The following is a 25,417-nucleotide window of genomic DNA, read 5'->3' as shown; positions in this document are numbered from 1 at the left end:
CTACGTGCCGGTCGGTCAGCGGCGCCGGCCCCGCAAATAGTCGCTGACCACGGCCGCACCCAGACCGTCCAGGTCCGGTGCCACCACCCGGCCACCGCTGCGCCGGGCCACCATATCCACGAAGGCGGCCAGCCGCGGCTGTTCACCGAGCATGAACACCGAAATGGACGCACCCAGTTTCGCCAGCGAATCGACCTGGATCATGGTGGTGGCGAGGGTGCGCCGGTCCGGCGGCCAGTTGAACAACGATGTCCCGTCGGATTCCAGATGGGCGGTCGGTTCACCATCGGTCACCACCAGCACCACGGGTACCGCGTCGGGGTGGCGGCGCAGATGCCGTCCGGCCAGCAGCAGCGCATGGTGCAGGTTGGTGCCCTGTTCCCAGACCGGTTCCAGCGCGGTCAGTTCCCCGATCTCCACGGTCGTGGCATGACGACCGAAGGTGATCAGTTCGAGTGCGTCGGTACGGAACCGGGTGCTGATCAGGTGTTGCAGCGCCAGCGCGGTGCGTTTCATGGGAACCCAGCGCCCGTCCTGCACCATCGACCACGAGGTGTCCACACACAGCGCGACCGCCGCGCGGGACCGTTGCTCGGTCTCGGCGATCTCCACATCCGCGACATCCAAAGTCACTGTGGGACTCCCGGTGGACGCCGTCCGCAACACCGCGTTGCGGACCGTCCGCGAGACATCCCACGGTTCGGTATCGCCGAACTGCCACGGCCGGCTCGCACCGGTCGGTTCCCCGGCTGCCCCTGCTCGGGCGGTTTCCCGCTCACCCTTGCGGGTGCGTAGCTGCCCGACGACATCTCGCAGTGCCACTTCACCGAGTCGCCGCAACGCCTTGGGGGTCAATCTCAACGATCCATCGGGCGCTCGTTCGAACAGACCTTGGCGGCGCAGTTCCCGTTCCAGCTCCGCCAGCCGGGCAGCGTCGACCCGGGCGTCGGTGCCGAGCTGACGTTCCAGCATTTCCAGGTCGATATCCTCGAGCCGCGCCCCCGGATACGACTGCGCCAGCTGCGCGGCGAGTTCGTCGAGTTCGCCGAGGTTCTGCATCGCCTCGACCGCCTCACCCATACCCAGCGGATCCTGACCACGGAACCGCCGGCCCGACTCCCAGTCCTCCCCTGGACGAAGGTCGCGCAAGTGGGCGTCCAATGCGGCGATCTGCTGCGCCAGCGCGGGATCACCGAAGGCCTGCCCGAGCAGTTCGTTCAGCTCCGACCGCTGTTGATCCGACATCGAATTCAGCATCCGCTGGGCGGCGGCGGCGCGGGCGGCCAGGCTGTCGATCAGCTCCTCCGTGTTACGTGGCTTGTCGGGGAAGAATTCGCCGTACTCGGCCATGAACTCCGCGAAACGTTCGGCGGTGTCCTCGCCCCGGCCGTGCGCGGCCAGCAGCTCGTTGAGATCCGACATCATCCGCCGGACCCGCTCCACGTCCTGTCCGGTGGTGTTCTGCAACGCCTGTTTCATACCCTGGAAGCGGGATTCCAGCAATTCCCGACCGAGTAGATCGCGGATCTGCCGGTAGTTCTCGCGTCCGGTTTCCGAACGCCAGCGGTACTCGCCGAGTTCGCGGACCGCGCCCGCGGTACTCGACGGCAGGGCGCCCAGTTGCATTTCGGCGAACCGGGCGTCGTCGGAGGGATCGGGGAACAGTGCCCGGCGTTCGGCTTCCAGCGCCTTGTCCAGAAGCTCCCGGACCTGTTGCAACGTCCCGTCCAGGCGGTGATTGCGGGAGATCTCGGCCCGCCGTTCCCACAGCTGCCGGGTCAGCTCCTCGAGCCCCGGAAGTCCGGTCGTTCCGCGCCGCAACAGTTCCTCGAGGGCCGAACGCGGGGAGGAACCCTCCATCACCTCGCGGCCGATATCGGTCAGCGCCTCACGCAGGTCCAGCGGAGGCGCGAGCGGATCAGGCCCTTCGTGATAAGGCCCGTAGGAATAGCTGTCCGCCGCTGTCATGCCGCCTCATCTCCGGCCAGTACAACGTTCACGCGCCGTACACCGCTGTGCCCTCGTCATCGGAATCCTTGGCCACCTGACGCGCCAGATACAGGGATTCCAAGGCGAATTCGACCGTGGCCGCGATCCGCGCAGGCGGGTCCCCGGCGGCCACGCCGAGCCTGGCTGCCACCTCGTGCAGCACCGGCAGCTCCGGCAGGCCCGCCAGCACCTGCGCTCCGGGGACCCGTTCGCCGGTGGTCACCAGGTGTCCCTGCTCGACGGCTTCGGCCAGCGGCCGCAGATCCAGCCCACCGAGCCGCTCCCGCGCGGTCTCGGCGAACGCGCGCCGCAACATATGGGTGAGGTGCTCCTGCTCCCGCCCCTCCTCACCGGATTCGAATTCCAGTTTGCCGCGCAGGACGGCCGGTACCGATTCCAGATCGACCGGCCGGGCGACAGCGGGATTCTCCCCGGTGAGCGCGGCCCGGCGCAGCGCCGCCGCAGCCACCGTTTCGGCGGCCGCCACCGCGAAACGCGCCGAGACCCCCGAGCGTTGATCGATGGCCGGCGATTCACGCAACCGCCGCACGAACCGTGCCAGCACCTCGATGAGCGGATCGCCTACCTCGGCGACCAGGTCGGTTTCCTGCCGTACCAGTGTCATCTCGGCGGGCACAGTGAGCGGGTAGTGGGTCCGGATCTCCGCGCCGAAACGGTCTTTCAACGGAGTGATGATCCGGCCGCGGTTGGTGTAATCCTCGGGGTTGGCCGTGGCCACCAGCAGCACATCCAGCGGCAACCGCAGCGTATAACCGCGGACCTGGATATCGCGCTCCTCCATCACATTCAACAACGCGACCTGGATCCGTTCGGCCAGATCGGGCAGTTCGTTCACGGCGACGATGCCACGATGCGCCCGCGGCACCAGCCCGAAATGGATGGTCTCCGGATCCCCGAGACTGCGCCCCTCGGCGACCTTCACCGGGTCCACATCACCGATCAGATCGCCCACGGATGTATCCGGGGTGGCGAGTTTCTCCGCGTACCGCTGCGACCGATGCCGCCAGGTCACCGGCATATCGTCGCCCAGCTCGGCCGCCAGCCGCAGCGCCTGCGGGCTGATCGGTTCGAGTGGATGTTCGCCCAACTCCAGACCCTCGATCACCGGGGTCCATTCGTCGAGCAACCCGAGCAGCGTCCGCAGCAGCCTGGTCTTGCCCTGTCCGCGCTCCCCCAGCAGCACCACATCGTGACCGGCCAGCAGCGCCCGCTCCAGCTGCGGCAGCACGGTCCGCTCGAATCCCACGATCCCCGGCCACGGGTCCTTCCCCGACCCCAGCCGGGCCAGCAGGTTCTCCCGTATCTCGGCCTTCACACTTCGCGGCGCATACCCGGCCGCCCGCAACGTGCCCACGGTGGTGGGCAGGTTTGTTGGCACTGTCACCTCATCGACGCTACGACGATTTCCGCCATCGGTCGACAGCTCACCGGTCACACCCGCCGCCGAGATCGCGTCCGGACGGTTCCTCCCATCCGGTTCGCCACACGTTTCCGCAGCATATCGGTGCCGCGGACGCTAGTAGGTGGATGATGCCAGCCGCTCTCGCACGGTCTCGGCGCCACTGCCACCCAACTCGGCTGTCGCCACCTCACGCCCGGAAGCGGTCAGCAGCAGCGCGAGCAGTGGGCCGCGAACCTCCGGCCCGGATCCCGTGGTGAAATCGGCATCGTCGGCCACCAGCGTGAGCCCCGCAACCAGTTCCCGTCCGCCACCGAACCCTTCCGACGTGCGGATCTGCAACCGGAGCGCATCCGCGACCGCGTCCTGCGGATAGGCACGGGTGATGCCCAGCGGCCGCCGGATGTCCTCTCCGTGCACGACCATCTCGACCAGCCGGCTGTCGGCCGGCGCGGGCGGTGAGACCGTACGGTCCAGCACAGCGCGTAACCGGTCGAGGGTTTCGGCGGGCCGTACGCCCCGTTCACGCGCCACACCGTTGGCCGTGAATCGGTCGAAATCGAAACCCGCCCGCGCGAACTCCCAGCCGAAGCCGAGTTTCGATGTTTTCGCGCTCGCCACGATATGGGCGAGCACATCGTGCACCGACCAGCCCGCGCACAACGACGGGGTTTCCCACTGCGGCTCGCTCAGCCCCTGGAGATCGGCGATGAGCGCCTGCCGCTCCGCCCGGACGGTCGGCCAGACATCCTGCACAGTTCCTCCAGAGCTGTTGGGGCCGCAGGCCGCGCGGCAGCTGCTTGCGGGCAGCGTACGAGCACAGACCGACAGATTCCCCTCAATGGTTCGGCCGAGCGGGTTTCCCACCGCCCCCAGCGCCGAATGCCCCGTGCGCAACGGCCTCGCTCCAGAGCCGCCGCAGAATCGTCGCGGCCGGGTCCGCCGATGTCGCCCGGTATCCGGTACCTGCCCACAGCGCCATATCCTCCGGTGCGTTCCGTGCAGCCGCGGCCGCACGAACTGGGCTGGTGAGGTGATGAACCTGGGGATAGGCCGCCGGCGCGGCCTCGTCGTGGGCCGCGATGAAGTCGTTGGCCAGCCCGCGGGCCGGTCGTCCGGAGAAGGCTCGGGTGATGACCGTACGAGTGAATCGCGGATCGCGCAGCGCGTCCTTGTACGCCGTTTTCGCCCCCGACTCCGGGCTCCGGAGGAACGCGGTGCCGAGCTGTACGGCTACTGCCCCATGGGCGAGCAGCTCCGCGATCCGCGCACCGTCACCGATCCCGCCGGCCGCCACCACCGGCAGTGGGCACCACGCCGTGATCTCGTCGAGCAGGGCCGGTAGAGGCGTCGTCTCCGGCTCGTCCTCGACACGGAAGGTCCCGCGGTGGCCGCCGCCCTCCGGGCCCTGTACACACAGCGCGCCGACCTCCAGGTCCAGCGCGGCCCGCGCCTCCGCGACAGTGGTCACCGTCGCGATGATCATGGCTCCGGCCGCGCGGAGCCGGCCGGCGATATCGGCCGGCGGCAGGCCGAAGGTCAGCGAGACCACCGGCACCTGTTGCTCGATCAGCAGATCGATCTTCGCCGCGAACCAGTCGTCGTCGCGTTCCCGGATCGGTGGCAGTTCGATCCCGTACCGCTGGGCGGCAGCGCCTAATCGGTCCCGGTACTCGTGCACCGCGGCCGGATCGTAGGCGGGCTGCTGCGGAACGAACAGGTTCACCCCGAACGGCTGCTCGGTGCGGGCCCGTACTTCCCGGATCTGTTCCGCCAGCGCCTCCGGTGTCTTGTACCCGCCTGCGAGGAATCCCAGACCGCCGGCTTCACCGACGCTCACCACCAGGTCGGGTGTGGACGGGCCGCCTGCCATCGGCGCGGCGATGATCGGAACGGTCAACTCCACGAGATCGAACACGCTGAACCTTCCTCGGGTGGTCTGCCCGGCACCGACGTTACCCATCGATGTCGCGCTGCCCGGACGAACCCGGCGCGGCTGTCAGGGCGTGACAATCGGAAACGCGGGGTCGAAATCGTCCAGGACAGCGTCCAGTTCGGTCAGCGCCGCGCGGTCACCGTCCACCTGCAAAGTGCCGGCCGCCGAGAGCTGCTCGACGGTGGACGGTTTCAGCAGAACACTGGTGATCGCCGGTTTCGCACCGGTGATCGTGAGTCGGGGCGTGCTCGATTTTCCCCGCCGGGCATTGAGAACGCCGCGTCGCATCCACATCGTCCACTGTTCGCCGATATCGGTGAAATCGAGGTCGATGCCGATATCCACCTCGGCGGCCTTTTCTCCGATGACGTGCACAGCCACGAAATCGAACAGGATCTCGACCGGCATAGCCAGGATCGTGTCCTCGCTCGCGGTCGTATAAGGGGGCGGTGGCACGCCGTCGCGCAACTCCTTCGCCGCACTGAGGAAGATGCCGCGCCACTGCGGCCCTTCGGCTTGGTATCCCATCTGCTCATAGGCATCGGCCTGGAGTTCACGCGCCGCCGTGTTGTCCGGTTCGGCGAAAACCAGCGCGTGCAGGATCTGGGCGGCCCAGCGGTAGTCTCCGGAATCGAAAGCCCGCCGGCCCTCGGTGAGAACGGCCTGGGCACCGGCGAATTCCACGAATCGCCGCGCCGATTCCACCGGCGGATGCGGGTGCAGGGATACCGGGTCGCCGTCCCACATTCCCAATTCCTTGGTGAACACCGCACGCACGTCGTGGTGCAGTGTGCCGTGGTATCCGCGGTTGGCCCAGTCCCGGCCCAGCTCCGCCGGCAGCTCGATCACTTCCGCCGCCTCGAGCGGCGTATACCCCTTGTTGGCGAGCCGCAGGGCCTGATCGTGGATGTACTTGTAGGTGTCGCGCTGGGATTCGAGGAACGCGGTGAGCCGCTCATTACCCCAGACCGGCCAGGTATGCGGGCCGTAGTGCACCTCGGCCTCGTCACCCCAGCGCTCCAGTGTTTCGTCGAGATAGCGGGCGAAGTTGCGTGCATCGCGGGTACGCGCGCCGCGCAGGGTCTGGATGTTGTGCAAGGTGTGGTTGGCATTCTCCGCGCACGTCAGCGCCTTGAACCGGGGAATCCAGATATGCATTTCCTCGGGCGCCTCGGTATCGGGCGCGTAGAGGAATTCGAATTCCACACCGGCGATGTCACGTTTGGTTCCGGTTTCGGTGATCAGATCAGTAGGCGAGATATAGGAGACGGTCGGTCCCGCGGTGCTGAGGGGCCCGATACCGCAGGTGATATGACCTCGCTCGTTCAGGTCCAGGAGTCCGCCGAAGGCGTAGAAGCTGCGCCGGGCCATCGCATTGCCGGCGATGACGTTCTCGCCGATGGCGTATTTGTCGAACTGGTGGCCCGGCGCGATGATCGGCACCTTGCCCGAGGCCACATCCGCGGGATCGACCACCCCTTTCACGCCGCCGTAGTGATCGATATGGGTGTGGGTGTAGATCACCGCGACCACGGGTTTATCGCTGATATGGGCGCGGACCAATGCCATCCCCTGCGCGGCGGATTCCACCCCGGCCATACAGTCGATGACGATGAGCCCGTCCTCGCCCTCCACCACAGTCAGGTTGGCGATATCGTTCCCCCGCACCTGGTAGATCCCGTCGGCGACCCGGTACAGGCCCCCGAGCCGGATGAGCCGGCTCTGCCGCCACAAGCTGGGATCCACCGAATCCGGCGGCGGGTTGTCCTCGCCGATCCACTCGAGAGCACCCGGATCGAAGATCACCGAGCCCCCGTCACCGACCACGTTGCCGGGGAGCTCGGCGATCAACCCCTTGCGGGCATCGGTGAAATCCTGCCGATTCGCGAGGTCGTACCGCGCCGCCGCGTCGCGATTCACCTGGGCGGTGCGCGCCGTCGCGGGTTTGGGTTCGTAGCACATGATGACTCCGTTCCCGGGATGGAGGCCGACGGGCCCGCCGGCATCGAGCTGTCCGGCCGGTTACCTCGATTCTTCACCGAATCGGATATCGCTGACCAGGCGACAATAGGACGGCACTCGACTGTATCCGCGAAGCAATCACCGAATGGTTATCAACCAGCAATCCACCGGCTCAGAACAGATCCTTGTGTTCGGTCACCCAGTCGGCGAAGGTCCGGGCCGGCCGCCCCAGGAGCCGTTCGACGGTGCCGTCCGGTATCTGCGCCGCCGCGGGCGGATCGGAATGCCACCCGACCACATACTCGGCATCGCCGCGGGAGACCCCCTCGCCCACCAGCCGTGCGATCGCCGCTTCGCCGCCGATCTGTTCGAAAGCGATCTCCCGGCCCAGCGCGGTGGAAAGGATATCCACCCGCGCACTCGTGGTCAGTGCCGCCGGCCCGTTCAGGTTGTATGCGCGGCCCGCATGCCCTTCTCCGGTGAGGGCGAGCGCGGCCACCGCACCGAGATCGCCTTCGTGCACCACCGCACTCGGCAGATCGAACGGCTCCCGCACCCTCCCCTCCGCCCGGATGGATTCCCGCCAGGTCAGCGCATTCGACATGAATTCCTGAGGTTCGAGCCGAGTCCAGGCCACACCGGATTCCGCGACCGCGGTTTCCGCGGGCCCGACGTATCCACCCCACAGGATGGTGATCCGCTCGACCCCCGCGGCGACTGCCCGTCGCACCAGTTCCGGTCCGGCCTCGGCCATTCCGGCGGTCACGGTGATATGCAGCCCGGTGACACCGTCCAATGCGGTATCCAGCGTGCCCGGCTGGGTGTGGGTGCCGGCCACCATTTCCGCGCCCACCGGCAGCAGCGCTGCTGCCCGTTGCGGATCACGGGTCAGCGCCCGAACCGAATACCCTTCTCGCAGCAGCTCGGCCACTACGTGCCGTCCCGTATTTCCCGTTGCGCCCGTCACCAATATCGTCACTGTGAGCTCCTTTCCACCGGAGACGCTAAGACCTGAACATATGTTCAGGTCAACAGGGAAGCGAGACCCGTCGAGTTCCGACCACGGGCCGGCAGATGCGGATCACGGCACCCTGACCACCGGCCAGTCGTCGAGATAGCGGTAGGGAACAGCGACGACCTGCACCGCGTCCTCGTGGACGATCCCGCCGGGCGGGCCGTACGCGACTCGACCCACCCGACTCCGGAGCGGTCGAGCAGGTGTAGATAGGCGCGAGCCGCCTCGATCAGCTCCGACGCATCACCACCATGCCGGGACCCCCGGATTCGTCTGCGGGGCATAGCAATCGGCGGTGATTCCGGTCGGGTCCGGCCGGGGCCCGGAGCTCACCGGCGCCGCAGCGCCGGATCGAGCAATGCGGGTGGCGTATCGAATTTCTCGCCCGGGGCGAGGTCGACACCGGGGGCGACGATGGTGTCGATCGCGTCGAGAACATCGGCGGCGAGCACCACGTCCCCCGCCGCCAGCTGGGAATGCAGATGATCCATGGTCCGCGGGCCGATGATCGCGCCGGTCACGCCCGGGTGCGCGGTCACGAAACCGAGCGCCAGCTGGATCATGGACAGTCCGGCACCGTCGGCGAGCGCGGCCAGCTTCTCGACGGCATCGAGCTTCGCCCGGTTGACGGGAATCGTGGTGTCGAAGCGGTCCGGGAGCATCGCCGACCGGCTGGTCGCTATCTCCCGGTCCGCGCGGATGGCGCCCGACAGCCAGCCCGAGGCCAGCGGGCTCCAGGCCAGTACCCCGAGCCCGTACTCCTCGGCGACAGGCAGTACGTGGGCTTCGATCCCGCGCTGCAGGATCGAGTAGGCAGGCTGTTCGGTGACGTAGCGACCCGAATGGTTTTCCCGCGCCGCCCATTGCGCCTGGACGATCCGGTAGGCCGGAAAGGTGGAGGAGCCGAAGTAGCGGATCTTTCCTGCGCGTTGCAGGTCGGTCAGCGCCGACAGGGTCTCGTCATCGCTGGTGTCCGGATCCCACCGGTGCATCTGGTAGAGGTCGATGTGGTCGACGTTCAGCCTGCGCAGGCTGTCGTCCACGGCTGTCGCCAGCCAGCGACGTGAACCGCCTCGATGGTTGCGTTCCTCACCCATCGGCATGTCTGGTCGGCCTGTTGATCGCGGGACTGCGGGCCTGCTGAGCCCAACCCCGCAACAGTGGCCAGGAATCGAGAAGCGCCGGCCACCGGCCCGTCAATAGCGTTGTCATCGACACAGCATGCGGCTCGACGACCGAGCCGCGTCCCGGCCGAGGAGGACGTAATGTACGGGAACAAACGAGTCCGGTAGGCGCACCGCGTGGTGGCTCTCGGGTTTGTGGCGACTGCGGTCGTCACCGTCGCCGCCGTGGCGGTACAGGGACCGGACTGGATGTTCTACCTCCCGCTTCCAGCACTCGCCCTGCTCCTACTCTCGGGCCTGTACCTGTACGTTGTGCCCCACCTCGGCTCCCGGCGCCGGGCTACCGCGAACACCGGATCCCGCGGCCCGCAGGTTCGCCCGGCCGGAACTCGCGCGCTGCACCGCTGGGCGGCCGCGGCATTCGTACTGAGCATCGTGGTCGTTTCTGTCACCTTGGCGGTGCAGGGACCGATGTGGGTGTCGTACCTGCCCCTGCTGCCGCTGGTCGTGCTGCTGGTCACCGGCCTCGTCATGTTCGTGCGGCCAAAGGTGAGCCGGCGAAAACGACATCGCGGAGGCCGGTGCCAGGGGCCGGCAGTCGGCGATCACCCATTCGTATGCCTCGGCGTAGACCTGATCAGGCGTACATGCTGCGTAGCCCGACGAACAAGGCGGCGACCGACCCGGTTACGGCCGTCGCCGCGGACAATTTCGGCCCCGAGGGTACAGGCGCACATTCCCACCGATGGGATGAGCCGACGATACACCTTAAGTAACAATCAAATCTGGTTATCGTCATGCTGTCCACAACAGCGCCGCCCCCGGTCCGCAACTACTCGGACGCCGCGACAAACCCGAAGGGGTCCGAGTGAACGACTCGCTGTCGGTCGATCCGGCCGAGCTGCGTCTGTCGGCAGCGAAACTGATGCGACAAGCCGACGAGACCGAGCAGATGCTGGAGACGATCCAGGCGATCATTGCCGAACAGGGCAAGTGCTGGGGTGATGACGAACTCGGTGAGACGTTCGCGAAGAGTCACGAACCGGGCTCCCAACGTGGTGTGGACGGCTTCGCGGCCCTCGTCGCGGATCTACGGTCGATGAGTGCCGGTCTACAGGACTCCGCCGACGCCTTCGAGCAGCAGGACCGCCTCGGCGCGCAGCAGATCGAGAATTCGGGCCCGTTCCCTCGGGACAACATGCACACAGCCGTACCGGAGCGGCCGGCAGGGCCCCTGATCCAGCCCCGAACTACAGCAGGTCCTCACTCCACAGGTGATTACCCGCAGCAGCCGACCGGAGCCTACGAACCGGTATCCGAGGCGGCCCAGCACCCGGGACCCGCAATCCTTCCCAGGTCCGGTCTCGACGCCGCCCCCGGATCCACGCCACGGGAGGCCCCGGGATCCGGTCGGCCGCAGGACTCGTCGCCGCCGGAATCTCCCGCCCCCGAATCTCCCGATTCCCCCGGCGAGCAGGCGGGAAACTCTGCTCCGCAAACCGCACCCGGCCCACCTACGGCGGCCCGGGAGCCCGCAAGGCCGCAAAGTACTCCACCGAACACACCGGCAGGAAAGTTACCGGAAACATCGGCGCCTCCAGGCAGCCGCGGCCGCCCCACGGCGGAATCCCCGTGGGTGCAGAACAAACCGGTTGCCGCGCGGGCCAGACCAGCGGCGTTCCCAGGGGCGCCGGCCACCGAAACGCCGCCACGCGTATCGCCACCGCAGGCACCGATCCGGCCACCGAGTGGTACCGGCGCAAAGCCGGAGGAGCCGTCGAAGAATCCCGGAAAACGATCGAAGCCGCAGGTGGCAGCGCGCGCGATAAAACCATCCGATCCGGAGGCGATGCAGATCGTCCAAGAGATGGCCGCTCGATACGGTCTGACTATCGTCGGATTCGAATCTGCGGGCCTCGATGCCCGGACCGCTCAGGACATCGCCGATGCGGTCGATATCGTGCTCATCCGGCATCGCACGGTCCTGCGTGGAATCGAGATCAGCGAGGCAGCGAATTCGCCGGCTTCCGTCGAGAACAGGGGCGAGGCAGCGGCGCCGGTAGAGCCGTGGATCGTGCTGGCGCGTAACGCTGTCGCCGGCCCTCAACTGCCGGCCGGATCGGATGGGCACGCGGGCCGGTCGATGTACACGACGGTTCTGCGGGCCCTGGGCTCTGCGTTCGACCTCATGGGTGGATTCCGCGCACGGCGCGAGGCGCAGCGCGCACTGATCGCCGAATACCTGCGATTGAACGGTACACAGGGGCAGACGCTGGGGCAGGTGGTCGGCGGCTACAAACGGTGGCGGGCCCAACTCGGTGGCGCCTGCTTCGACCGCGGTGTCTTCGTACCCGGAAATGCCCTGGCCGAAGCGTTCATCGAGGTCGAATCCGAGCGGAACGCCGCAAGCGGCCCGGCGAAGGTATTGCACCGGATGCTGGTGGCGATGGCGCGGTAACGTGCGCCGTCCTGGGGTGTCATCGGTGATTTCGAGGAGTTCGAGGAGAAGGGTCGATATGGATCGATGGGAGCGTGAAGGCCTGCTCGCGGCCAATAACGGGATGCGCAATCAACTCGACCATATCCTCGACGCATTCGAACGTCAGCGAGGTCGCCTACAGGATCTGTACCACCAATCGGAAAATACTCGTGTCCAGGCGAGTTCGCCGGACCAGTCGGTAGAGGTAACCGTCGACGCCGCCGGAGTGCTCACCGATCTCCACTTGACCGCCGCAGCAATGCGCCACACTCCGGAACATTTGAGCCGGTCGATTGTCGACGCGGTGCAAGCGGCGGCGGGCCGAGCGCAACAGCAGACCGAAGCCCTCGCCGCCCCGGTCGACGCCGGACTGGACGACCTGCCCGACTATCCCGACCTCGTATCGGAGGCGACCGGCCTCCATGAAATTCGTGCCTTCTTCCGCGGCGACCACAAGGACGCCCCGAGCTGATGTCGACAACACGCTGGTAAACAGCCATTGATGGATTGATGCGCTGATGAGCTCGACGTTGCCGTCGTGGTTGCCCCCGACCGTGGTGGAGTGCGCGGCCGGTCGCTTCCCGCTGGGCGATGAAGACGAGCTCCGCCGGCTCGGTCAAGGATGGTCGGACCTGGCCGAGAAGTGTCGCGAGAAGGCCCGCGAGCACGACGACGAGGCTCGCTCGCCCAGCAACTCGCGCGGTAAGCACGCGGCTGCGATCAGGGAAAACCACGAGAATCTGGCCGACCGCCTCCGTGAACAGGCCGACTACTGCGACAACGTGGCCAGGGGGCTGTTCGAGTTCGCCAACACCGTCGAGCTGATGAAGTACACGGTGAAGGGCATCCTGTTGGTCCTGGTAATCGCGCTGGCCCGCTGCGTGCTGATGGTCGCGGTGGGTGGCGCGATCGAAGCCGCCATCCAGCGGATGGTCGCACGAAATGCCATAGAGTCGGCGTGGAAACAAGCGCTGCAGCTCCTCACCGGGCGGCTCGCTCAGCTTGCCGCAGAACGCGGCGGGATGGCGCTGGTCACGCACGCCGCGCTGATGGGCGCTCTCCAAGGGGGCGGTCTCAACGTTGTCGCACAAGGCATCCAGGTACACGAGGGCAATCGCGAGAAGATCGACGGAAAAGCAGCCGGTGTGGCCACGGCGGCCGGCATCGCCGGTGGTATGGCCGGCCTCGTCGCCGCCCGCTGGCTCGGGCCCAAGGTCGGAGCGTATGCGGCCAACGTCGAAGGCAAGGCCAAACGGATCACCGTGCAGCTGGTCGGCACCGCCGGAATCGGAGGTCTCGGTGGAATCGGCGGCGCGGTCGGAGGTACAGCAGTTTCCCTCGGACTGACCGGTGAAGCGTTCACGACGGCGGCCTTCGCCGAGGGCTTGTTGCCCGGTCTCCTCGGCGGCGCCGTCCTCGCGGGCGGCTACGCTGCCCGCGATATCGGATCGGCATCGCCGGTTTCCGCACCGGCCGGAGATTCGCCACAGCCCACCGCCACATCCGGCGCTTCGCCTACTGCACCCGTCGATACACCGTTCGCGCCCCGCCCCGCGACCAGAGATGCGGGTCCGGACAACCCCACTTCCCCGCAGGCCGACGAATTCGTTTCGGCGCTCCAGCACGGGAACAAGGTCAAGGCCGACCTGGTGAACAACAGCGGCGACTTCCAGTCCGTCGGCCCCATCACGTTCGAGTTCCCCTCCGGTGCCACCGCCACCGTTGATCCGGCTGCTCTGGCGCCGAACGTGGCGCCGAAAGCGGAAAAGTTCTCGGGCGGCGCCGAGAATACGCCGGGCGCTTTCAAGAATGCGCTGCCACCGGAGTCGCCAGTGAATACCGGGACGACCCCGGCAGATCCTGGGTCTTCCGGCGCATCGCGGCCGGCTGCCGTGCCTCCGGAACCCGCGGCCGGGCCGAACAAGCCGCCTCCTACCGGCAGTGTTGTAGCCGACGCTCGGACCGTATCGTCGAGACCGGGCGAGGCCGGGAACGACCCCGCCGGCCCCCGAACTGCGCCGTCGAATGCCTCCGCGGATCCCTCTGCGGGCCGTCCGGATACCGGCACCGGTCCGGGTCGAGCGAATCCCGCTGCCGACGAACAAGTCGGGGCATCACCGCACTCCGGCGAGCAAGGAGCCGTCCCGGCGCCGGCGGGGCGGGGCGATAGTGCAGGCACTTCGGCGGACGGTCCGGTGGTGCAAGGTGCACCACCGGAACCCCGTCCGGCGGCACAGGCCGAGAACAATCCCCCACAGCAGCCCCGCACGACGTCCGAGTCCGGACCGGGCCCCGTTCGCGAGCCGCAACCGTCCGGCCCGCGCGACGGCTCGGCACCCGGCTCGCCGGACCAGGGCCCCGGGCCGGTGATACCGGGAACCGGCCCCGAAACACCTGCCCCCGCACGCAACGCACCTGTCCAATCCACCAGCGCCGGAGAAAGCGCCGGTTCCGGGCACAGGACGGGATCGCGGCCGCCGAACGGAGAAGCACCCCCCGCTGCGGCCGACCGCAATGCGAAGCCGCCGGCCGATAGTAGTAAACAGCCGCCCGCCGTAACCGTTCCGAAGGCGGCTGCCGCGGAGGTTCCTCCCACCGTCGCATCAGCACGACCCGATCGTGCACAGTCCGGAGAGAATGCGGCCCAGCAGAAGCCCGCCGCCGCGGACAACGACGGAGGTGCCACACCTCGCCCAACCCTCGAGGAACCCGACGCCCGGAATCCGCAACCGGCGACCTCTGACACAGACAACGGGAAGTCGCAGGCCCAAACCGGAGAGCCGAAGCCGGGACAGTCAGGCGATGACAGTACGAACCGGCAACACGCGAAGGCCGAGCCGGATACGCCGCCCGCCGATCGCCGTGAAGACCCCGCCGCGGCCGCACACGCAAAGGCCAGAGCCGAAGTCGAACAGCATATTTCGAGGGAACGGCAGCAGAACGAACTGGTGCGGGAACACCACCGTCAGCGTGTCGCAGCGGCGGCCGAACGTGAGCAGATCGCTCATGCCGAGCTGAAGGTTCAGGAACAGGCCGTCCGCGTGGCGGAGGCGCACGAGCGGGCCACCCGTCTCGGTCCCGAAGACCGGATGCGCGAGCTGTCCGGACAGGGCACACCAGAGGATCGCGTCGCTGTCGAAGCCTCGCGGGCGGCCCAGGAACAGCTGCGGCAAGCCCAGGCGAAGGCGGCCGAATACCGGGAGTTGTACGAGGCGGCGGTGGCCGGGCACGACGCCGCGGCGCACGCGAGAGCCCGCGATCTGGTGGACCTCTCGGACAGGGCCGGCGTTTCGCTGATGAACGACTTCGAATCGGGCGTGTTCACCGACCGGGAAGCGGTATTCGAGGTAGTCGCTCAGGAGCGAGTTCATGCGGCCTTGGAGGCGGGGCGCGCTATCGGGGCGCTGCGTGATCCGGGCAGCGCGGCAGACGGTACGAGCCCGCTGGCGACCGCCTCGCCGAAGTCATTGGTCGACATGATGGTGAGTGGCTCCAAGGAGGACCGGATCGCGGCCATGACGGAGTGGATTCGCCGGGGTGACGATCGGCATCGTCTGGTGCGGGAGACGCAGGCCGCGGCGTTCCTCCTGCTGGAGCACGGTCCGGTCGATATGAAAACCGGCGAGGGCAAGACCATCGTCATGGTGATGAAGATGGTGACCGATGCCGTGGATCACGGAACGGCGCACGCATGGACCAGCAGTGATCTGCTCGCCGGTGAGCTGGCCGGCGAGTTGCTGGCGTTCGTGGTGCGGCCGGAATCGGATACGCGAATCGACGTGGTCCGGATGGATCAGGACGGTTCGCTGCCGACTCCGGAGCCGGGCCGCCGGCAGATCGTAGTCGGCACCAAGGAGGACTACCTGTTCCGCGCATTGAAGGTCGCGGACTCGATGATGAACGATCTTGCGGCCACCGGCATGCCACCTCACGAGGTGACTGCACTGCGCGATTTCCTCAATACGAAACCATCGATCGATCTGATCAAAGAACGACTGGATACCGCCGCCGCCGAGCACGGCCTGGAAGTCCGGTTCGACCCGTTCCCACAGGGCAAGCTCACCATCGATGAATTCGATACGATCTTCGACGGCAATTCCGAATGCGTACTCTCTCCCGGAGCCGCAGAGGAGGCCACACCCGAAGTGGTGGCCGAGCTGCAAGGAATCTGGGATCGTCTGGCCGCCGCCGAACGCGAACACGGGTTGACGGCAGCAGATTTCAACAGGCCCGAGAACACCCGTGGAATGTGGGCCGCGGAGACGACCCGGGAGGCGGTCGCCAAACTCGAGAAGGTGGGGGGCGCACCGGTCACCGCCTCGGAGCTGAAGCTTTACGCCGATGCCGCCAACGCCCGCTGGGGCCTGGAGAAGGGCACTCACTACATCACCAGGGCGGACGAAGGTGACGGCGCGAAGATCGGCGTGCTCGCGCACGAGACCAACGACAAGGCGATGTGGGACAGGACGAAATCGACCGAGGTGCGGTGGCAGGACGTCGGTCAGTTCGTCGATCTCAAAGAAGGTCTTCCGGTCCGGGCGAATCAGGAACATTCGATGCGGATGTCGGACCAGCAATTGATCGGCAGCAAGCTGCTGTTCGACCCATCCGGTCTGTCGGGAACCATGAAGGGCGTCGAAGGCATCACCTACGATCTGTACGGTGTCGGTCCGGTGCCGGAACTCCCGACTTTCTACGAATCGAACCGGATTGTCGAAAAGCCGATATTTGCCGAGAACACACAAGAAAAACTGAAAGTGATGGCCGGGGACATCCTCACAGATGCCGGAATTGTCGACGGTGCCCAGACCGGCCGGCCCCAGTGGATCACCTTGATGGACAACGGCGAAGGCCGCGGCGATCCGCACACCGGCCGGCTCGGATTGGTCGACCACCTCCAGAACCTGGGCCGCGAACGCTACGGCAATGATTTCGAGCTGCAATTCCACCTGGTCGATGCCGAGTTCTATGCCCAGCACGGTGGCAGCAACGTCCATTCGGAGGCGCTCGTGCGGCAACTGATCGAGGAGTTCGGGAAGCCCGGCGATATCTTCATCATCAACAAAGAGGGTGGCCGCGGCGCCGACCCCAGCCCGACAAAGGAATCGATCGCGCTCGGCGGTGTGCTCGGCAAGACCAGCGGTGGGCCGGCGTTCTCGGACCGGGTCAACGACCAGGTCGACGGCCGTGTCGCCCGCGGTGGGTCCGGCGACGATCGGGAAACCGGTGGTACGCCGGGTACGACAGTGCACTACATCTCCCCCGAAGACTTCCGGGGCCGGGTCACCGATCACGGTGTCACGCAACAGATCATCCAGTACACGAAGGCGGCCGAGGCATACCGGCTCGCCCGGGCCGAGCACGAGACCTACAACAGCGCAGCCACACTAGACAAGTTGAATTCAGCGGAGGCGGTACTGCGCAACGCCGAGTCGGACCTGTGGAAAAAAGCCGTTCCGGCGATGAAGGACGCTGTCGAGAAGGATCAGCTCGCCCTGAAGTACGCGAACGCCGCGCAAGCCAACGCTCCACCCGCCGACGCGCACGTCACGGCGCCCCGGCAACCCCAGCACCCCCCTCCCGAGCACACGGCCGCGACTCCGCACACGACCGGCCCGTCGACACCGCACACTCCCGTCACCGACCACCACAGCGCCCCCGGGCCGACTGTCACCGGCCTCGCTGCCGCCCTCGCGTCCCACACCGATTCCGTTACCCTGCTCACGGCACTCGGCCTGCGTGACGAACACGGCGACAGCACCCTCCGCCACCTACTGCAATCGCTGGACGCACCTGGTGGGCAGGCGGCCGCGCCGTTGCTGCCGGTAGCGCAAGCCGTGCGCGACGCGACGTTCGAGCTGGTCGAGGAACACGGGATCCCCATCGGCACCAACGTCGCCGACCACCTGCACCGGACCGCGCAGGATCTGCTGGACGCCGGTTTGAGCCGGCTCGATCCGGCGCAGCGTCAGCTCGTGGTCGAGAGCGGGACGGCATTGCAGCAAGGACGTGCTCTCCCCTCGGCACAGGCCGCGGCTGTCGCCCAATTGGTCGAGCAGGTGCGCACCGCCCAGCCCGTACTCACGCTACCTGGGGACACCGCGATTCCGTTCGACCTGTTGTCCGCCCACAACCGCACCGAGACAGTGCAGCTGGCGCAGCACGGCGACCGGCCCGCCGGGCAGGTTCTGGACCGGCATTTCGGCCCCGCCACTGCCCGAGCCGTCGCTGCCGTACTCGGCTGGGATACAGAGCGCGGGACGCCACCGGCGCACATCCAAGCCCTGGCGCATGCAGTCGCCCGTGCCACGCTCGACGCTGCCGAGACCGGTGGGTGGCAGATCCCGCCGGGCGTGGATATCGGCAGCTGGTTGATCGGTGAAGCGAGGGATACCTGGCTCGACGGCTACAACCTGTTGAATCCCGCGGCACGCCGACTCGTCACCGACGCGCTGAACGCTCAGTCCCATGACGGCCTCACCGGCGCGCAGGTCGCGTTGTTCGATTGGGTTACGCGAGAGATGACGGGACGGGCAACCGGTCGAGCAGACCAGCGACGGCCGTCCCGGGCCGGAGACCGCACAACCCCACCGGACGCGCCCACGACAGCCGATCTCGAACGCACAACCAAGCAGGCCATCGCACGCCGGTTGTTCGAAACCTATGGGATCGAGGTTCTCGGACTGGACAAGCCGGGAATATCGGTCGATACCGCCCTGTCGATCAGGAATGCGATAGCCGACGGCTACGCTGCGCGAAAAGGTATCGACGATATACAGCTCGACGTCGTGATCATCGCCCCCATGGTCGGCAATATCGGTGGTTGTATCTGGAGCCCTGATATCGGCGAGGAGGCCGCCCCGACCCTCATGGTCCTCAACGAGGACCTCTTCGGTAACCCGGATAGATTCCGGGAGACAATGCGCAAAGCGGTCCAGGCGGGCCGCCTGATGGCCCCGACCGGCGACCCGGCGTACGACGCCGTCAGCCATGAGATGGGCCATCTCCAAGATATGAACGCCCGGAAGGGCCGCTACGACAGACACCCGATGGACCATGCCCGGATCGGGCCCGTCCGGGAAGAGAGCAGCCAGGATTCGAAAGAGGCACGCGCCTTCGGCTATCTCTTCTCGCATTTCACCGATTTGAAAAAGTTCGGATCACTACCGCCCGAAACGCAATTCGACACCTGGCTGGGGCAGCTCGACGCGTACAGCAGCGGTCGAAAGAAACCGAAGGATGCGCAACAGGATCGCCTGTACGAGGCCTTCGAATCCTGGTTGAGCCGATTCGAGAACCGCGCGGATTTCGACGAATGGCTGCGCGAGACCGGCGTTTCCCGCGAAACCCCCGGTGACCAGCGCCGTTCCGGCCCCGTCACAGAAGGCGACGAAAGCTCGGGCTGGGTCGATCTGGAGACCGTATACAAGACGTGGCTGGCCGATCTCGATGAGAACACACGCCGGCGGATACGAGACGGTCAGCAGGACGGCAGGGCACCCACCTACCGAGACCCGGACGCCGAGCGGCTTGGGCTGGATGCCGCGAAACTCCGACTGGGTGCGCTCAAAGTGTTCAACCCGGCAGAGGCGCTCGCCGAGGCCAACAACGCCTTCGGCAGGACCGCGCCGGCCGATCCCACGCACCCCGTCTACGCCTTGCAAGCTCTGCTTCGGGGTATCTCCTACGCCCAGGTACTGAAGGAGGCCGAGCAGCGCAATGTCCTGGCACGGGCGAACTATCGTGGGCCGGCCCCGGCGGCCTCCGAGGCCGGAGAAAGCGTCGGTTCGCAGGGCCCGGCTGCTTCCGTCGCCGCGGCATGGCGCTCGAAAACGCCGACCGAGCGCGCCGCTTATGTGAAGCAACAAGTGGCGTATCTCAACCCCGACCGGGGCAGCGAACCCGGTTTCGTACTCGACGAACTGGTCCGGCTGGAGGAGCGCCAACGCGCCGGCCTCGCGTCACGGCAGAAGCCTTCCTCGCAGACCCCCGCGCCGACCAACCCGCACACAGACTCGGCGGCGGGTCCACGGTCTACCACACCGATGCTCGCCCCCGTCGCCATGGATTTCGACGGCAACGACTCGGGTGAGGCGCCGCTCGAAGGCACGCCGGACCCGAACCGCGCCGACTTCCCTCGCACCGACCGGCCGAATCGCGTCGGCGACCCCGACACCGTCGCCGTTGACCTCGGCGACGAGGACGAAGCAAGGCCACTACCCAGCATTCAAGAGTTGATCACCGATCCGGCAAAGCTACGGCGGTTGCGAGAACAGTGTGATTCGCTGCGGCAACGGCTGTTCGAACTCAGCAAGGGACGTGCCGAGCTGTCGACTCCGGCAGCCGTGTCGACGCTGCTGGGCGCACTGCTGAGCCTGAGCCGGCAGGGCAAGCTGAACGCCGGCCAGGCGCGCGCGCTACCCCTGGTCGAGGAATACAGCGAAAAATCGAAACTGCTGGCAGAAGCCGAGGAAGTCCACAGCGGATACCGCGACTACAAGGCAAATGCCGCACGCACAGCAGACACGAAGGACCCCATCGCCCCGACCTCCACCGACCCGGTCGCCATCGACCTCGACGACAACGAACCAGCGGGCGAAGCTACCGATTCCGCGCCCGAAGCGAGGCCGGACCGCGGCAGCGAAGCCGCACCACAAGAGCAAGAAGCCGCGCTCGACGCCGGAACCGCGCATAACACAGCACCGGCCGATCCCACCGCTTCGACGTTCTTGCCCGAGGCTCTCGAGGTTGCCGGACAACTGGGGCTGACCCCCGAAAAGATCACGGCGGCGACAGTGTTGAACGCCGTCAACCCGATCCAGCAGGTTGTACAAAAACTCGACGGACCAGCGCAGCGCCGGATTGCCGACGAGCTCGGCACACCAGTACTGCGGGATTGGCTCCGGGAACGGATCACGCTCGCCTGGGAAGTCCACGAGGCGCAGGAGAACCTCGCCCCGATCCTGCGGATAGCGGAACTGAACGGCCGGATAATGCGGATGGACAGTGATCTGACCGAGCTGCTGGGCGGGCTACAAACCCACTCGGACGGGCAGAGTATCTCCGCGAAGGGGAACCGGACGTCTGCCGTGGCTCCGGCGGCACGTGAGGCGAGTGCAACTCCGGCCGAAACAGTGCAGCCACCGAAGCACGACGTCGCCCGTGGTGTCGAACCGACCGAAGATCTCCTCTACGAGCTACGCGGGCTCGTCGCGGCAACCGGGGACCGGCGCGTCACCGAATTCGCCACGGCGGTATCCCGTTTCCTCGACGCTGCTTTCGCCACCAACCAGACCCTCAGACCGGCCGTGCCGGAACCGTTCACCGGACCGGCCGAAGCCGAACGTCGATCGGCGCAAACGGCGTATCACGCCGCGGGAGCGCGGGCGAACGCCGAGTCGATTTTCGGGCCGGCGCCCGCGCCCGATCGCGAGATGGCGAAACGGCGTGCGATCGACAACTGGTGGCAGCGGCTGTCACCGGAGCAGCGCCGGGCGGTCGTCCACGATGCGCCGGAAGCGGTACAGCGCAACGGCAGAGTGCCCGTCGTGTCCCGCGAACACTCCAATGCGGCGAGCGAGCTGATATTGCGCCGGGTCGTGGCAGATCTTTCCGCGCGTCCCTCCGCCGAACTGGATACCGCAGAACGCCAGCTGCTGGATTATTCCCGTCGGCTCTGGGACGATCTCGTGCGCGCCGAGCAGCGCGCCGCGCCCGGTTTCGCGGTGACCCTGCTGCAATTCGATCCGGAGAAGCTCATCGGCCTCGTCGGATACGCGCTGGCCGATACCGAGATCGTGCACAGCCCGTTCTGGACCTTGCGCGTCGGGCCCGACGACTTCACCTGGGTGGATCGTCTCTTCGAACCGGGTCCCGGCGAAGGTGTCACGGCGGCGGATCCGGGCCGGCGGCGCGGTGGTCAACCGGGCCACGATTTCGATATCTCTCTGGGGCCGCGCGGGGTCGGCGGGATGCCGCAGACCGAGGCCGAGCAGATCGCCACGGCAGCGCTGGCGCGCGAACAGTTCAGCCAGTGGCTGACAACCCGGTATGAATGGCGCAGTGCCGATGGAGCCGCAACAGCGGCGGCCGCGGTCGAAACACAGGTCCGCAGCGCGCTGGCCACCAGTACCGGCGAAGTCCGCGTGGTTGCCCGGGTGGGCGGCGGTTCGTACGGCGAACGCGGGCTGGTCGTCGAGATCGTCGACAACAACCCGCATACTGCGCCGAATCCGCCTGCCCCCGGCGTGGATTACGAGGCGGGCGTGATCCGGCTCGAGAGCACGAAGTCCACCTGGTTCCTGTTCGGCGAGTCGATGGTCTCTCCACTCCTGCCGCCGGGCGTCGCCGTGTACGAGGTGCTGGGTGCGCGGACTTTGCGCGGGCTCTCGCCCGATCCCGAATTCTTGTGTGCGCGAATGGCGCTGCACCGTCTCGGGCTCCCGCCGGAGCAGACTCCGGGTTTCGAACAGACCCATCGCCCGCCGTTCCCGCAACCGCTGCCCTGGCCACCGGATACGGTCGGCGCCATCACCCTCGATCCGTCCGTGGGGTCCGAACCCGCCACGTATGCCGCGGCGATTTCCGCCCACGCCGAGCACTTCCGCGCTGTTGGTCTCGGTCTCGCGGAGAACGTCCCCCTGGCCACCACACATCCGCCGGGATTCGTCACCTCAGACGAATTCGCCTGGGCTCGGCAGGCCGGTGGCAGCGAGATGATCCGGTCGGACACTCACCTGCTGCGGGTGCTGCGCGCGATCAAAGATGCGGTAGCTGCCACCCACGAGACCTTGCTCGCCCGCAACGGTGCCGCCCCGGACGCGAGCGGCCCCACCGACTCCCGACTGCACGTGACCGTCGACCTCGACAGTCACACTTTCCGCGCCCGGCTCGACACCGAGACGGCCCAGGAGTTCGGGCTTCCGGCGGAACCGGTCCAGGGCCGCTGGCGGGTCCGCGACGGTCTGGTCCTCGCCGCCGCGTGGATACCGCAACCGGACCGGCTCGACCCGGCGCCGGTAGGTCGAAACGGCAGCGATCCTGTGGCCATCGATCTCGACGAAGCCGACCCGCCGGGTCCCGAAACTCCGGAACCTGCGGGTAAGGGCGAGACAGCCGACCCCGGATACTGGGAACGGTATTGGGCCGAAACCGATACCGCCATCGCCGAGCTGTACGCGATCGACCCCGAGGCGTACTGGTACCTGAAGTACCTCCCCAAGCCCGAGCCCGGGGAGCCGTTCGGCGCCGACTGGGTCAGTAAAAGGGGCAAATGGTTCGACGCCGTGATGTCGGAGGTTGTCGACAAGCTGCACGAGCTGGAACTGTCGGACCAGGATTTCCAGAATATGAGCGCAGACCGGCTGGGCTCGATGATTTCCTCGCTGTTCTCGTGGGGGACCGACAAGGTACGCGAGACAGACCTCGCGCAAGAGTTCATGGATAAGGATTTCCTCGAGCTGGATCGGGTCATCGGACGTGCGCCGCTGTATGCGGCGCTCGGTGTGCTGGCCGTAACCGGTTTGTCGATCGACCAGATCGTTCACAACGGCACAATCAGCTGGGAATCGCTGTTCATCAAACAGCAGAAGACCACGGGCGACGGCCGGATCATCACCGCCTGGAAGCTGCGCACGCTGCCGCTGGACGAGCCGGAGAAATCCAGTACCCGCGATATCAAGGATCGGACCACGCCGTGGGCGAGGTTCCTGCGGGCGACCTCGCTCGACGAGTTACCGCAGCTGGTATCGATCCTGTTCGGCAAAATGGAGTACTACGCAGGTAGGCCATTGCTGAACAACGACCTCGAGCTGATGGGCGATGAGCTCACAGACATGGAATATTGGTTCTGGCACCGATTCCTGAAGGACGATCTGTGGTCGGCGCTGCATTTCCCGGGGTGCCGCCGGCTCGAGGCCCAGAGCCCCGAGTATCTGCGGGCACGGTATCTGGCCTCCTTCATCTGGTCGAGGATGGGGAGTCGAGCGGCCGAGGAATTCATGATGAAGGTCGTCGACCGGTACCTGGCCAGTACTGTGCTGCGGGAGTTCCCGGATCTGGTACTGGACACCGGACAGGACATCGTCGACGGCGGTATCGGCCTCCTTCCGGAGAAGGTCCAGGAGCGGCTGCGCGCAGCCGCGGGCCCGGTCTCCGCGGCTTCCGGCTGGATGGCAGAGCTGATGCGGCGTACGGCGGACCGCACGGCGGACCTCATCTACCCCGGCCGCACCCCCCGGGCCGAACGCACGTGGCCGGATCCGAGCGAACAGCACACTCCCGGCCGTGCGGGGCGGCAACCGGGCGGAGAAAACGATGCCGAACGAGACCGCTTCGCCTCCTCACTGCTCGAAAGAGAATGGCTGACCGCGAACGGGTTCCAGCTGACCGGTATTGCGCGCGGCGACGCCGCCACAGCGGATCTGGTGGCCCACCGCATCGAAGCGATGCTGACCGGCCAACCGGATTCCGGCTATGTCCGGGAGATCGCCGATGCCGTCTCCGCATCGGTGCTGTGGGGAATCGGCACGCTGGCCGTGACCGCGCGGATGGACGACGAAGCAATATTGCATGTCCAGGTCGTCGACGCATCCAGCGATACCAGCCGAGTCGAGGTCAACTGGTATTTCGGCCCGACACCCCGGCCCGTCGAACGTGTCTACGGGCCACCCCGGACGAGCCCCCTCCCGAAGGATTCGGAGCCGCGACAAGACGGCGACGACCGAGCGGCGCGGCTGCTCGCGGATTCCTCGGAGAGTCGGCCCGCCTATCAAGCCGGAATCGGACCGATGCGCCGGGCGGTCGCCACCCGCGTGCGAAGCGAGAACTCCTGGGTGACCGACGACCAGGACCATGCGATCACCACCATCACCTCGGAGCTGGTGACCAACTCCTTGGGGTACCTCCACAACTTCGCCTCCGAGCACGGGCTGAACCCCGAGCCCGAGATCGATATCCGGAGTGTGAGTACGGAGGATCAGCAGGACAGTGTCCGTATTGCGTTCCGCAACGAGATCGCCCCGGGCGATGCCGAGAACTTGCCCGAATGGTCGGCCCGACAACAGGACGTGAACCGCCAGGGCGGGCGCGGAACGCGGCTCGCACACGCAATGAGCGAAAGTTGCGGGCGGACCATCACCTTCGGCCTGCACCGCAACACCATCGAGCAGTGGTTCGAGATCCGGCGCGACGACGATCGGGCCACCGACGAAACGGAAACCCTGCCGGGATTCGAAGACTTCGACATTTCCTCGTTCGGCGTCGACATCAGCGACCTCCAGCCCTCGACACCCCTTTCCGGCGAGACCGATACGCCGGATTCCCCACCGAGCAGGTCAGGGACGACCACCCGGCCGGAGCACAGCGAAACGACACCCGGCCCGGTGGAGAACCCTCCCAGGGACACATCGAAGCCTCCCGGAGACACCGAGCCACCCACATCCCGCGGGCCGGACACTGTCGCCATCGACCTCGATCTCGATCTCGACGATGC

10 protein-coding genes (1 of these 10 running past the window's edge) are annotated in these 25,417 nt (G+C 66.9%); 3 read left to right on the top strand and 7 right to left on the bottom strand.

Annotated features, from left to right (window positions below; all coding sequences use genetic code 11):
* Positions 1–15: 15 nt before the first annotated feature.
* The 7 genes from NS6_RS17830 to NS6_RS17800 form a co-directional block, all read right to left on the bottom strand.
* On the bottom strand, positions 16–1,968 hold the full coding sequence (locus NS6_RS17830) for a vWA domain-containing protein (protein WP_068043275.1): 1,953 nt from the start codon (positions 1,966–1,968) through the stop codon (positions 16–18).
* Between the two features lie 28 nt (positions 1,969–1,996).
* Positions 1,997–3,394 (bottom strand): ATP-binding protein, encoded by a 1,398-nt coding sequence (locus tag NS6_RS17825; protein ID WP_068043411.1) that lies wholly within the window; start codon positions 3,392–3,394, stop codon positions 1,997–1,999.
* A gap of 132 nt (positions 3,395–3,526) precedes the next feature.
* Entirely contained in the window at positions 3,527–4,165 is a 639-nt protein-coding gene (locus NS6_RS17820; protein WP_068043273.1) for a maleylpyruvate isomerase family mycothiol-dependent enzyme, read from the bottom strand.
* An 82-nt stretch (positions 4,166–4,247) separates the two neighbouring features.
* Positions 4,248–5,327: an NAD(P)H-dependent flavin oxidoreductase gene (locus tag NS6_RS17815; protein ID WP_068043409.1), complete on the bottom strand. Its 1,080-nt coding sequence runs from the start codon at positions 5,325–5,327 to the stop codon at positions 4,248–4,250.
* An 81-nt stretch (positions 5,328–5,408) separates the two neighbouring features.
* Entirely contained in the window at positions 5,409–7,307 is a 1,899-nt protein-coding gene (locus NS6_RS17810) for an alkyl/aryl-sulfatase (RefSeq protein ID WP_068043269.1), read from the bottom strand.
* Between the two features lie 172 nt (positions 7,308–7,479).
* Positions 7,480–8,286 (bottom strand): NmrA family NAD(P)-binding protein, encoded by an 807-nt coding sequence (locus tag NS6_RS17805; protein WP_068043266.1) that lies wholly within the window; start codon positions 8,284–8,286, stop codon positions 7,480–7,482.
* Positions 8,287–8,651: 365 nt separating this feature from the next.
* Positions 8,652–9,425, bottom strand: a complete 774-nt coding sequence (locus NS6_RS17800) for an aldo/keto reductase (protein WP_245669402.1) — start codon at positions 9,423–9,425, stop codon at positions 8,652–8,654.
* Positions 9,426–10,314: 889 nt separating this feature from the next.
* Between NS6_RS17800 and NS6_RS34820 the strand changes: the two genes are divergently transcribed.
* The 3 genes in view from NS6_RS34820 to NS6_RS17780 are tightly spaced (at most 58 nt apart) and all read left to right on the top strand, a layout consistent with a single transcriptional unit that may run on beyond the window.
* A complete protein-coding gene (locus NS6_RS34820) occupies positions 10,315–11,904 on the top strand; it encodes a WXG100 family type VII secretion target (RefSeq protein ID WP_068043261.1) in 1,590 nt (529 codons plus the stop codon).
* Positions 11,905–11,962: 58 nt separating this feature from the next.
* Positions 11,963–12,397, top strand: coding sequence for a YbaB/EbfC family nucleoid-associated protein (locus NS6_RS17785; protein ID WP_068043258.1), 435 nt, complete (start codon positions 11,963–11,965; stop codon positions 12,395–12,397).
* Positions 12,398–12,443: 46 nt separating this feature from the next.
* Positions 12,444–25,417, top strand: partial view of an MFS transporter gene (locus tag NS6_RS17780; protein WP_157112814.1) — the 5' portion only. 25,108 nt of this gene lie beyond the right edge of the window; 12,974 of the gene's 38,082 nt are visible here — the first part of the coding sequence; it begins with the start codon at positions 12,444–12,446; the stop codon falls past the right edge of the window.

Source organism: Nocardia speluncae NBRC 108251, from assembly GCF_001613245.1.
In the GTDB taxonomy this organism is placed as follows: domain Bacteria; phylum Actinomycetota; class Actinomycetes; order Mycobacteriales; family Mycobacteriaceae; genus Nocardia; species Nocardia speluncae.
This window is presented reverse-complemented; position numbering and strand designations above follow the sequence as displayed.

Coding starts and splice junctions, on each gene's coding strand:
- NS6_RS17810 (WP_068043269.1), bottom strand. CDS start 7,307: ATGTGCTACGAACCCAAACCCGCGACGGCGCGCACCGCCCAGGTGAAT.
- NS6_RS17800 (WP_245669402.1), bottom strand. CDS start 9,425: ATGCCGATGGGTGAGGAACGCAACCATCGAGGCGGTTCACGTCGCTGG.
- NS6_RS17785 (WP_068043258.1), top strand. CDS start 11,963: ATGGATCGATGGGAGCGTGAAGGCCTGCTCGCGGCCAATAACGGGATG.
- NS6_RS17830 (WP_068043275.1), bottom strand. CDS start 1,968: ATGACAGCGGCGGACAGCTATTCCTACGGGCCTTATCACGAAGGGCCT.